The organism is Rossellomorea vietnamensis, assembly GCF_008180415.1.
Lineage (GTDB): Bacteria > Bacillota > Bacilli > Bacillales > Bacillaceae_B > Rossellomorea > Rossellomorea vietnamensis_C.
The window spans coordinates 241,424-253,618 of sequence record NZ_VTEI01000003.1 but is presented as its reverse complement, the minus strand read 5'-3'; the positions used below and the strand labels follow the sequence as shown (position 1 = coordinate 253,618).

The 12,195-nt window shown below is 45.2% G+C and carries 8 protein-coding genes; 3 read left to right on the top strand and 5 right to left on the bottom strand.

Features of this window, described 5'->3' with window-relative positions:
• Positions 1-29: 29 nt before the first annotated feature.
• The 5 genes from FZC78_RS07435 to FZC78_RS07415 form a co-directional block, all read right to left on the bottom strand.
• On the bottom strand, positions 30-662 hold the full coding sequence (locus FZC78_RS07435; RefSeq protein ID WP_148939018.1) for an HNH endonuclease family protein: 633 nt from the start codon (positions 660-662) through the stop codon (positions 30-32).
• Between the two features lie 603 nt (positions 663-1,265).
• The gene (locus FZC78_RS24730) at positions 1,266-3,554 is read right to left on the bottom strand and encodes an alkaline phosphatase (protein ID WP_148939017.1); all 2,289 of its coding nucleotides are present in this window, start codon (positions 3,552-3,554) and stop codon (positions 1,266-1,268) included.
• A gap of 776 nt (positions 3,555-4,330) precedes the next feature.
• Positions 4,331-4,969 (bottom strand): hypothetical protein, encoded by a 639-nt coding sequence (locus tag FZC78_RS07425; protein WP_148939016.1) that lies wholly within the window; start codon positions 4,967-4,969, stop codon positions 4,331-4,333.
• 13 nt (positions 4,970-4,982) lie between these two features.
• Positions 4,983-6,191 carry an ABC transporter permease gene (locus tag FZC78_RS07420; protein WP_148939015.1) on the bottom strand — a complete coding sequence of 403 codons (1,209 nt, stop codon included), beginning with the start codon at positions 6,189-6,191 and terminating at the stop codon, positions 4,983-4,985.
• Positions 6,188-6,868 (bottom strand): ABC transporter ATP-binding protein, encoded by a 681-nt coding sequence (locus FZC78_RS07415; protein WP_148939014.1) that lies wholly within the window; start codon positions 6,866-6,868, stop codon positions 6,188-6,190. Before FZC78_RS07415 ends, FZC78_RS07420 begins: the two co-directional genes overlap by 4 nt.
• A 215-nt stretch (positions 6,869-7,083) precedes the next feature.
• Here FZC78_RS07415 and FZC78_RS07410 point away from each other — a divergent pair, with 215 nt between their 5' ends.
• The 3 genes from FZC78_RS07410 to FZC78_RS07400 all read left to right on the top strand — a co-directional run bounded on the left by FZC78_RS07410 (position 7,084) and on the right by FZC78_RS07400 (position 10,555).
• Positions 7,084-8,919, top strand: a complete 1,836-nt coding sequence (locus FZC78_RS07410; protein ID WP_148939013.1) for a cell wall-binding repeat-containing protein — start codon at positions 7,084-7,086, stop codon at positions 8,917-8,919.
• Between the two features lie 331 nt (positions 8,920-9,250).
• On the top strand, positions 9,251-10,135 hold the full coding sequence (locus tag FZC78_RS07405; protein WP_148939012.1) for a TIGR01777 family oxidoreductase: 885 nt from the start codon (positions 9,251-9,253) through the stop codon (positions 10,133-10,135).
• An 84-nt stretch (positions 10,136-10,219) separates the two neighbouring features.
• Complete coding sequence (locus FZC78_RS07400; protein WP_148939011.1) at positions 10,220-10,555, top strand: hypothetical protein; 336 nt, start codon at positions 10,220-10,222, stop codon at positions 10,553-10,555.
• The last annotated feature ends 1,640 nt before the right edge of the window (positions 10,556-12,195 follow it).

Sequence of the window (12,195 nt, the reverse complement as noted above, 5' to 3'; positions counted from 1 at the left end):
TGCCAGCAAAATCCTGCAGCCATAATAGTTTAGTAGTGACATGTGTTGAGCATAGTTTGCAGCGCAGACTTTTCAGACGATTGCAGGCTCAGGTTCCATTCGTACTTCGTATTGATCCACCACTTGGCGTATCCGCAATGGGCACTGTAGCGGGTTGGCTTCCACGTTGAAGGATCTTGGTCACCTTTGGATCGGTTGGAGCTGGCAGTTACGGCAATCAGACGCGGGCCGCTGAGGTCGTTGGCGAAATCCTCGCGCTTGTCTGTTGTCCAGCTGCTGGCACCTGAACGCCATGCTTCAGCTAGAGGGACCATATGATCGATGTCCAGCTCGGATGGAGAGTAGACAGTCACCCCGTCATAGTAGCTGTACCATTTGCCGGATGTGACAGGACAATTGCCGCTGTAGTAATCAGCATCACGCTGAAGCACTAGCTGGCGGGTATCACAGCCGCCGCCTTGGCTGCTCCAGTGCGGGAATTTTTCGCGGGAGTAACCGGACATGGAGCTTTCAGACTTCACCGTTAGTGAGTTCAACTGAGATTGAGCCGCAGACTTGGATGGTGTTCCAGACAGAAACGCCGAAGCGGTCTGCAGGTCAAATTGTAAAGCGGCAAACGAGATAAGCAGGGCAAAAACAAACATTATCAATTTCTTCAACATAGAAATGCCTCCTGTATGTAATTTTATATACCAACACCTGTTTTCATTTGAAAATGAAAAGATGTTAATATCTGGATAGGGTTAGTGTGCTAGTAAAGTAAAGCATACTGTTGGACCATCTTATTCCGAATGCCGCCTGCCGCTTTGGCAAGGGAGATATTTCTCTGTAAAAAAAGAGTTTCATAGTGCTGCTCTAATGGAAAGGATAGTACAGAGTAGTATATTTTAACAAGTTAATAATTTGTAAATACCTTCACTATATTGAGGGAAAGCAAGCCCATGGGCACATAGAAAATATATAAGTTCCAGAAAAAATGAGGCAATAGGCTCTTTAATAGAGAAGGGTATAAATAGAATGGCAGGCAGCATATCTCGTTTTGATGTTCTGGGTATGAAATATTACCCGGTACTATAGACGAGATGAAATTTTAGCAAAACTTTACAAACCTTTCTATGGAAAGAAGGGAAAAGGTAGTTGAAATGATAGAAGGCGATTGAGAAAGGTTACCTTTCTTTCGAAACAATTGTGCTAATGAAAGATTAAAAAAAGGCTGACTCGGAGAAGTCAGCCTTTTAAAAAGTAATAATGGATTGTACTGTTATTTACTTTGTAATGCTCTCAAGCTTGCTTTCGTCAACAGAGCCGCCCACGATGATCGCTTCTGTGACGTTGTTTTCTTTTTTGTAAGTCTCGATGAATTGATTAACACTTGAATCCATGTCTTGTCCTACAAGGATTAATGGTGCTTTGGTATTTACAGACAGGGCAGAAGCGGTAAGAGCATCCGGGAAGTCAAGGCCTGTAGTAACTACTAAAGTATGGGATTCCATAGCAGATGCGAATTCAGTGTTCAGGCTAGCAAGGGTTTCATAACGGTCATCGCCAGAGATTCGTTTGATTGATTTGCTTTCTGTTTTGATTTTATTATAAACGGAGTTGCTGACTGCAGCTGTTCCGCCGGTTACCACAACATCTTTTCCTTTTAGGTAAGCAAAAGTGCTGGTATCCATTGCGTCTTTATCCGTTAAAACGATTGCCCAGTTGTTGGCAGAAGCAATTGGTGCAGCTGCTAAAGCATCCGCAAAGTTATGGCCTGAAGTAACAAATACTCCCTCAACGCTGCCTAATTCTTTGTTGATCTTTTCATTTGTTTCAAAACGTGTGTCGCCAGAGATGCGTGTCACAGTGTAATCGTCTTTAAGAGCTGTATGGATATCAGCAGAGATGGCCGCGGTACCGCCAAGGATTACGACTTTTTCAGCACCCAGTCTTTCAAGTTCGGCTGTCACAGCAGGATCTAAATTCTTTCCTCTGTTTAACAAGATTGGAGCATTTCCGTGTTTTGCAGCCAGCGGTCCTGCAGAAAGAGCGTCAGCAAAGTTTTCGCCAGTAGCAAGCACGACTGTTTTGTCTGCTTTATCCTTGGCAAAGCCCACAGGGTAAAGTTCATTTGATACTTTTACAGCTGTCTCTACACGATCAGAACCGATTAACTTTGTAACATTAACATCCTGGTTGTCTGCAAGGATATCAAAAATTACTTCAGCATGTTTGGTGTTATCGATCATTCCAAACACTTCCTCTGAACGGGGGCCGTAAGCCAATACAGGGACTTCTTCACCTGTGTGTCCGCCAGTCGTCCAGCCTGCCATAGAACGGTTGTCAGCGATTTTCTCAACAGCTGCATCTATTGCAGATCCGCCTTTTGCATCTTTTACAGATTGAATTTCTTCTGGAGACAAGTCCAGGTCAATGTGTTTTTTTAGTGTTGCCTCAACATCCGCTCCGCCGGCAATTTCAGCAGCGATGAAGTCAGGAGATTTTTTGAACGCTTTGATTGGATCAACATGGAAGTTGTATCCAGGACCAGCACCCATGGAAAGGCCGCCTGTGCTGTGGTCAGCAGTAGCGATGACAAGCGTTTCGCCGTCTTCCTCTGCCCAGTCCATGATATATTCGAATGTTTTTGCATATTCATCCATTTCACTCATTGCGGCAACGATATCATTATCATGTCCGGCCCAATCGATCTGGCTGGCTTCAACCATTAAGAAGAATCCATCTTCATCCTTGCTTAAACGATCGATGGCTGCTTTTGACATGTCTTCAAGTGAAGGAATGGAATCAGTACGATCGATTGCTTTAGGAAGTCCGCCACTCGCGAATAATCCCAATATCTGCTCGTTGTCATCCTTTAGAAGATCGGCTTTATTATCAACAAAGCTGTATCCGTCTTTTTGGAATTTATCAACCAGGTTGCCTTCATTCTTGCGTCCTGCTGCAGGATCGAAGTTTTTCAGTCCGCCTCCAAGCAGTACGTCTACCTTATGTTCTCCGTTGATCATTTCATTATAGTAATCATCAGCAATGTTATCCATGTCACGGCGGCTTAGTTCGTGTGCCGCGTAGGCTGCAGGTGTTGCGTGCGTGATTTCAGAAGTGGCCACAAGCCCTGTAGCCATGCCGTCTTCCTTAGCCTGCTCTAAAACGGTTTTAACAGATTTTCCATTTTCATCTACACCGATACCGGCATTATATGTTTTGTATCCAGTTGCCATAGCAGTTGCAGCAGATGCAGAATCAGTTACATTTTCATCAGGATCATGTGCATAAGTTGTTTGCAGTCCGACGAAGTATGGGTCGAATACTGTAGGCTCCATATCTTTTGTTTCAGGGTTGTCATTCATGTAGCGGTTAGCTGAGTAGTAAGGGATTCCTGCTCCATCAGCGATAACCATAATGACGTTCTTGACACCGGATTTAGGCGTGGAAGCCGTTTCTGCTGATACCTCGTTCTCCATATGCAGTCCCGCTAACCCAGTTGCTGCAATAGTAGTCGCAGCCGCCACTTTCATAGCTCTCTTAAGAATCTTCTTGCTTATTCTTCCCATTGTATTCCCTCCTAATTTTGTTCTACCAGTTTATAGTAAACTTTCAATGTTAAGGAAGAATTAATAGATTTAAAGACTATGTAAATAATTGGTTAAGTTTGACGATATGTGACAAATTACAAATTTCTTCGCGCGTTCCCCCCCATGTATGAAAATCGTGACTTCATACACGTTTTGTCGGATTACTCGCTGTTTATGTATGAAGAACCCTTGACTTTAGACACAACTCTCCGGATTTCCCCAGTTCAGTATGAAGGGGTGCTGACTTCACACACATCTCATCACAAATACCGGTACACAAATATGAAGAGGTCCCGATCTATAAGACTCGAGTCACAATAGGAGTCCGCTGAAAAATCTTCTTGATTAACAAAGACAAGGCTGACCTTTATTCTGAAAAAGGAAGCATTAAGTTGGTTTTAATAGTATATAGCATTCTTTTATCTCAACGCTGATGCACGATCTCCTGAAGGACTAGCGGGCGTCTAGTTCCAGCGCCCAGTCCCTCGGGATCAAATAACCCGCCTCGAGCAAAAGGAAAAAACACCTTTTTTTCGAGGCGGAACATTTGCCTGTCGGCGCTGACCAGAGTGCTTCCACTTTTTATACAAGCACAGCCGGGGAGGTCGTGAACTTGGAACGGAAATCAACAGTTTTTCATATAATCAAAGTAAAAAAGACAGAATCGCTCATTGTGGTGAACGATTCTGCCTTCATAAGTTTTTATATGGACCTTTTCGGTGGCTTCCTAGGTAAGCCAAAGTCTTTCTAATTGGTCAGTCTGCACTTCTGAACTCAGCATCATACAGGCGAAACATCGTGTTATATCCTGTTTCATCTTCCTTGATCCCGACATCCAGAATTCCTTCTGCCTCGACACCGCCGGGAATATTTCTCAAATAGTTTTTGTTCTTTGCAAAAATGACCATGACCTTATTCCAATAGGATTCATCGGCCGAACAGAAGGGACAGTCACCGCCGTCTGTTTCGATCATAAGGAACCAGCCGCCTTTAAAGTCCAAAGCATCGCCCATGAAACCGGTGATTTTGACCTTTTGGCCGTTAAGGGCCTTTAGCTTTTCGGACGGTTCGGACTGGCTGCTGTCATCGAAGAAGTCCTGCCAAGTAATAACTGGAATGGAACCGCTGGTATCAGGTTTGATAGGATCTTCTTTTACAGTGTCACTTGGGGCTGTTTCGGTTTGAGTAGTATCATTCTCTACTTCAACACTTTCCTCTTTTACTTCCGATTGCACAGTCTGCTCGGTGGATTGATCGATCTCGGTTTCAGCTGAAGCAGCAGTGGCTTCCTCAGAGACCATTTCTTTCAGGGACTGGCCTTCCTGTGCGCTGTCTCCTGAATTGCAGGCTGTCAGCAAGCTTGCCGTTAAAAGTATGGATAAAAATTTCTTCATTTTGCACACCTCATTAAGTTTGGAATAATTGGACCGGGTCTACACGGTAGGAACGGATGGCAGGGACAAGGGTAACCGCTGTGCAAAGAAGTATGCCGCCAAGTAATAGATATACTTCTGCAAGGATTGGTGTAAAAGGTGCCAGATTGATTCCTGCGTAGGAAAAAATCAGATCCTGCAGGAAGTAAGTTCCGGCATGGCCCAGCAAAATACCCAGCAAAATCCCGCTGATCGTTAAAAGATTAGCTTCGGCCATCATGCCTGCCATAATGTAGCTTTTCGGTTTTCCAATCAAACGCAGAAGGCCGATGTCTTTTTTTCGTTCTGCTGCCATCGCAGATAGTGATAAGAGGATGGAAATGGCGGCAACAAGGACGGTTGCAAAAGCAATTACTTTCACCAGTCCGGCTCCCGTATCCACAATGGAAAGGATATTCGCTGTCTCTTTTCCGCTGTAGGCAACTTGGACACCGTCCAGTTCATCGTAGTTAGCTTTGATGACCGCCACGTCCATAATCCCTTTCGGCTTGATAAGAATCGCGGTTATTTCACCTTCATGATGTTCAGCTTCGGCTCCGGATTGTGCTTCTTCCTCCGCGTGGTCTTCATGGACAAGCCAGGCTGTATCCAAGGTAGTGAATAAAGCTTTATCATCAGGTGTGCCGAGCTTTGGCAGGATGCCTGCTATTTTAAACGTAAACTCCTCATGAGCACCTGCAGTTTCCGTGACTCCATGTTCACCATGAAATTCATCTCCGACTTTCAACCCAAGCTGTTCGGCTGCATAACTGCCGGCGACAACTTCTCCAGCACTTTTATAAATCGTGCCATCCTGCAGAACTGCTTCAGGGTAGCGGATGCTTAAGTAATCAGAAGGCACTCCAACAATAGGGGAACCTTTGTAACTGTCGCCGCGGGTCATGGGAATGGCCATGTCGACAAAACGGTTCTCTGCTAATTCTTCATATAATTCATAATCAATATTTCCTGTTGGTGCCCCGACATGGTAAAAGGTGTTCAAGATCAGCTGTGAGGCGCTTCCTTCTGCCCCCACGACTCCTTGAAAAGGCCCGTATCCTTTTCCGACATTTTTGGAAAGGCCATCATTTACTAAAAAAATGAAAACGATAAGCGCAGTGGCGACTGAGACGGCGAGTACCGTAAGGATTGTCAGTGTTTTTCGATGAAGGAGATTTTTCCAGGAAAGTGTAAAGAGATTCATGCGGTCTTTCCTCCTCTTTGCAAGGATTGATTCAGTTCAGGCATGGTCAGGTTCTTAGGGAACCAGGAAGCTAATTCTCTGTCATGTGTGACGCAAAGCAGGGTTTGACTGAGTTCCTGGCACAATTTTAATAGAAGGTTCATGATTTGATGGGCAGTATCGTAATCAAGGCTTCCTGTCGGTTCGTCCGCAAGTACAATCAACGGCTCATTGATCAATGCCCTGATGATGGCTACTCGCTGCAGCTGGCCTCTTGACAGCTGTGAAGGGTAGCGGTGTTCCTTGCCTTTTAGACCGACTCTCTCAAACCATGAGGAGATCAACTGCTTCTGCTTGGCTTTCGGCATATTGTCCAACACCAGCCTGATGTTTTCTTCTGCTGTCAGGCTTGCGATCAGGTGAAAATCCTGGAATACATACCCGACGTAGTTCTTTCGGAAGAAATCCTGTTTTGCCTGTGGCAGTTCACTTATAGTGGTCCCATTGACGATCACTTTTCCGCTTGTAGCCTGAATGACCCCGCCGATAATATGCAGAAGTGTACTTTTGCCCGAGCCGCTGGGACCTGTGACAGCCGCCTGTTCACCTTGTTCTATATCTAAATAGGGAATGTCCAAAATGTTGACATCGCTTTTTTCGACTGAATAAGCTTTAATCAAATGCCGTATCTGTATCATCTACTTCTCCTCCAGATTATGAGATATCTTGGATATTCTACTATATGGAAATCTAGTAAAATGTAAATTTACAAAAAAAGCAAAAAGAATTTACATTGGCGGGTTTATTGGGGGTTCTTCAAAATCAGTACCTAAAGTTCCGGACTCTACTGCCGCTTTCTCCCTAGATTTGGTAGAATAGTAGGGTGTGATAAAAGAAGAAAAGGGGAAGAGAGATGATTAAAAAATTTTTACCTGCACTTTTAGCAATTATTGTATTTTTTTCTGGCACTGATGTGCTCCAGGCTGCAGAGCCGGCTGAAGGGGAACTAGCCATTAACCAGATGCTGACAGAGAAGGCGATGCTGGCGAATATTCCACCGGAGATCTTGAAAGCGATTGCTTACCAGGAGAAGTGGATACAGGATCACCAGCCTGACGATGAAGGCATCGGTCTATTCGGAATCCATGATAAAGAAAGATTTGATGAGGAAAGATTAGAAACAGATGATGCCTATAATACGGATGCTGCTATTGAGCTTCTTAATGAGAGATGGGAGAGAGGGTTGAATGGTGAGCTTCCGCGATTCAAGGGGGCCAATCGACAGATTTTAGAGCATTGGTACTTTGTGATTCTAGCTTATGATGGGGTGAGCGCGGGGAATTATCCAATTGAAATGATTGAGGGGAATGCGTATCCAAATGGTAAATCGTATCAGAGTGATATTTACAAGCTTATGGCCCTCCATAATGATGGCCTTCTAACTCCGGAAAAACCAACTCTGTATTCACTTCCATTCAAAGAAGAGGACTTTTCCGTTAACGGAGGCAGCCTTATTTTTAACACTATGGAGTTTTCACTTAAAGATTATTCTTTTACCTACTCCAAATACCTGTTTGAAAAGGGAGATATCGCAAGAGTAAAAAACGATGGATGGGACCTGGATTTACTAATAGATTCACCTTTTAAAAGTGAGGCAGAGAAGATTGAACGTGTGTCCTTCGATAGTGAAGTGGAAATACTGGAAGACACTCACTATCTGGATTATGTTTTGAGAGAGTTTGCGCCTTTTAACCAGCCTGATCAGTCTTATATCATTCCAAACCATGGAACACGTTACAAAGTGAAGGTCCTGGATGGAACGAACCGCACGGGCTATTTGTCTTCGGCTGCATTGGTGCCGGTGGTGACGAGAATCAATGGCTTGGATCGTTATGAGACTGCGAATGAAATTGCGCTGGAAGGCTGGCAAGATGGGGCAGACACAGTGGTCATCGCACAAGGAAATGATTTCCCGGATGCGCTGGCAGGCGCCCCGCTGGCAGCTTATCATGAAGCACCGGTTCTTCTTGTTGAAAAGGGAAAGGCTATCCGGGAAGATGTCCTTCAAACGATTAAGGCATTGGATGCCCAAAAGGCCATTATCTTGGGCGGGACCGCAGCTGTATCAAATCAGGTGGCAGACACCTTGAAGGAAAAGGGCCTGGAGACCAGCCGTATTGCAGGCGGCAGCCGTTTTGAAACGGCGAAACTGATAGCGGATGAGCTGCCGGAAACGAATAAAGCAGTTGTAGCGTACGGTTATAATTTCCCGGATGCCCTTTCCATTGCTCCGTATGCGGCAAATGAATTAATGCCCATCCTCTTAACGGATACAGTAAAAAAGGGGCAGCTCCCAGAGGCAACATTGGAAGAGCTTCAAAATAAAGAGCTTGTTTATATAGTCGGGGGAACCTCTGTAATTCCAGAAAAATTAGTGAGTGGGATTCATACTTCAAAAACCCGCCTTTCAGGTGGAGATCGTTATAAAACAAGCGAAGCCATCATCAACCATTTTGCACCGGCAGCCATCAAGGAAGCAAACGTGGCAACCGGCAGAACCTTTGCTGACGCCTTAACAGGAGCATTGCTTGCATCGAAACGCCATCAGCCGCTCATTCTTGCCGACACCAACAATGTAGATGAAGCGAAAAGAATCATCTCCACCAAAGGAATTCAACATCTGTTCTATCTGGGAGGAAAGACTGCCAACAATACACAGCACCTGCTGAGGACTGAATTGGCTGAATAAAGGGATGCTTTACTTGATCCGGGAGTGTTTATTTAATAGGCTCTTTTCTTAACTTTGTTGCAATTTGATCCTAATTCAAAAAAATGACAATATAACAAAAGTGAAATCTGATAATATTGAAAAGGAAAAGAGCTGTACTTCCTGGATTAGAGAATAAACTCTTAGTATCCGGGTATCCGGCTCTTGGGATTTTTCCGAAAGCAACAATATAGGCGGAAACAGCCACTTAATAGAAGGACAGCGAAATAACAGGACTCCAGGGGATTCTGTTCCTTTCTAAGAAAAGCATGGCAAAGGGCTTAATCTGTGCCAGGAGATAGGAGTGAAATTGATGAAAAAAGTGGTGTTAGCAGGAGGAACCGGTTTTATTGGAGAGTATCTTAAAGCGCGGTTCACCGAATTGGACTATGAAGTACAAATTATTTCAAGGCAAAAACAGCATATTTCTTGGGAAGACCAAGCAGCAATGGTAGAAGCTTTAGAAGGTTCAGATCTGTTGATCAACCTCGCGGGCAAATCTGTGAACTGCCGGTATAACGAGACTAACAAGAGAGAAATTATGAATTCCCGGATAAGGACGACAACATTGTTAGGAAAGGCTGTCCAAGCTTGCAGCACCCCTCCGAAGACCTGGATGAATTCCAGTACAGCAACTATTTACAGGCATGCAGAGGACAAGCCTATGACTGAGGAGGCAGGAGAAATCGGCTCAGGATTCTCCGTCGATGTAGCAGTGAAATGGGAGGAAGCCTTCTTTTCATTTAACTTGCCCGATACGAGACAAATAGCCTTGCGAATAGCCATCGTATTAGGAAAGGGTGGAGGAGTGATGACACCCTATCAAAATTTAGTGAGATTCGGACTCGGAGGCAGCCAGGGAAAGGGCAGCCAAAAATTCAGTTGGATTCATATCGAAGACCTCTATCGTATCATTCTCTTTTTGAACGATAACAAAGAGCTCAAAGGGATATTTAATTGTTCAGCGCCATACCCTGTGAGTAATAAAGAGTTAATGGGAGAGTTAAGAAAATCAATGAATGTCCCATTAGGCCTTCCTTCCCCTAAATGGATATTGGAGATCGGCTCCAGGGTGATAAGAACCGAAACAGAACTTGTCCTTAAAAGCCGGTGGGTTATACCAGAACGGCTTGAACGGAAAGGGTTTGTATTTAAATTTCAGACCCTTGATCAAACATTACAAAGCATTCTTAAATAACACCGGTGATAGAAGGGAGGAGGCATCCAACCTTTACTAGCGAGTTAATCTTTTATAGATTGACTCTTTTTTTAGGCTCTTTGTATGAAAAAAGGCAAAATTAAGCTTGGCAAAACTACTAGCTTATCCACTTTGAATCTTACTTATACTATGAGGATGGTTATAGTAGCCTTTTTTATGATAGATGGTGGCGGTGGTGCCGTCATGGGAGTTTTTCGTAAACATTGTTGCTACTTGATACTTAGTTCAAAAAATCCCCCTATTACGAGGATGAAATATGGCAAACCTAAAAAGAAAAGAGCTGCTCTTCCCCGTTTAGCGTTAAAACTCTTAGTATCCGGGGAAAAATCCGGCTCTTGGGATTTTTCCGAAAGCAACTATATATGCGAAAACAGCCTTTTTATAGGCAAGACAGAATAATTGAACGGCGGTAATGGGCCTGTTGTTTTGGGCGGGAGATTGCCCCTTCGGTCGGGAGAGCAGGGATTCTTATGAGATATGTCCGAAGTGAGGGTATCTTCGGTTGGGAGCGGCGGAATTTGAGTGAGATATGTCCGAAGTGAGGGTATCTTCGGTTGGGAGGCGCGGAATTTGAGTGAGATATGTCTGAAGTGAGGGTATCTTCGGTCGGGAGCGGCAGATTTTGAGTGAGATATGTCTGAAGTGAGGGTATCTTCGGTCGGGAGAGCTGGAATTTGAGTGAGATATGTCCGAAGTGAGAGTATCTTCGGTCGGGAGCGGCAGATTTTGAGTGAGATATGTCCGAAGTGAGGGTATCTTCGGTCGGGAACGGCGGAATTTGAGCGGGATATGTCCGAAGTGAGGCCATCTTCGGTGGGGAGCGGCAGATTTTGAGTGAGATATGTCTGAAGTGAGTGCATCTTCGGTCGGGAGGGCTGGAATTTGAGTAAGATATGTCCGAAGTGAGGCCATCTTCGGTCGCGAGAGGTGGAATTCGAGTGAGATATGTCCAAAGTGAGGGTACCTTCGGTCGGGAACGGCGGAATTTGAGCGGGATATGTCCGAAGTGAGGGTATCTTCGGTCGGGAGCGGCAGATTTTGAGTGAGATATGTCCGAAGTGAGGGTATCTTCGGTCGGGAGAGCTGGAATTTGAGTGAGAATATGTCTGAAGTGAGGCCATCTTCGGTCGGGAGCGGTGGAATTCTTGTGAGATATGTCCGAAGTGAGGGTATCTTCGGTCGGGAGGCACGGATTTTGAGTGAGATATGTCCGAAGTAAGGGTATCTTCGGTCGGGAGAGCTGGAATTTGAGTRAGATATGTCCGAAGTGAGGCCATCTTCGGTCGGGAGAGCTGGAATTCTTGTGAGATATGTCCGAAGTGAGGTCATCTTCGGTCGGGAGCGGCGGAATTTGAGTGAGATATGTCCGAAGTGAGGCCATCATCGGTCGAGAGGGCCGGAATTCGAGTGAGATATGTCCGAAGTGAGGRYATCTTCGGTCGGGAGCGGCAGATTTTGAGTGAGATATGTCTGAAGTGAGGGCCACTTCGGTCGGGAGGCGCGGAATTTGAGTGAGAATATGTCTGAAGTGAGGCCATCTTCGGTCGGGAGCGGTGGAATTCTTGTGAGATATGTCCGAAGTGAGGGTATCTTCGGTCGGGAGGCACGGATTTTGAGTGAGATATGTCCGAAGTAAGGGTATCTTCGGTCGGGAGAGCTGGAATTTGAGTAAGATATGTCCGAAGTGAGGCCATCTTCGGTCGGGAGAGCTGGAATTCTTGTGAGATATGTCCGAAGTGAGGNGAAGTGAGGGTATCTTCGGTCGGGAGCGGCAGATTTTGAGTGAGATATGTCTGAAGTGAGGGCCACTTCGGTCGGGAGGCGCGGAATTTGAGTGAGAATATGTCTGAAGTGAGGCCATCTTCGGTCGGGAGCGGTGGAATTCTTGTGAGATATGTCCGAAGTGAGGGTATCTTCGGTCGGGAGAGCTGGAATTTGAGTAAGATATGTCCGAAGTGAGGCCATCTTCGGTCGGGGGAGCTGGAATTTGAGTAAGATATGTCCGAAGTGAGGCCATCTTCGGTCGGGAGCGGTGGAAT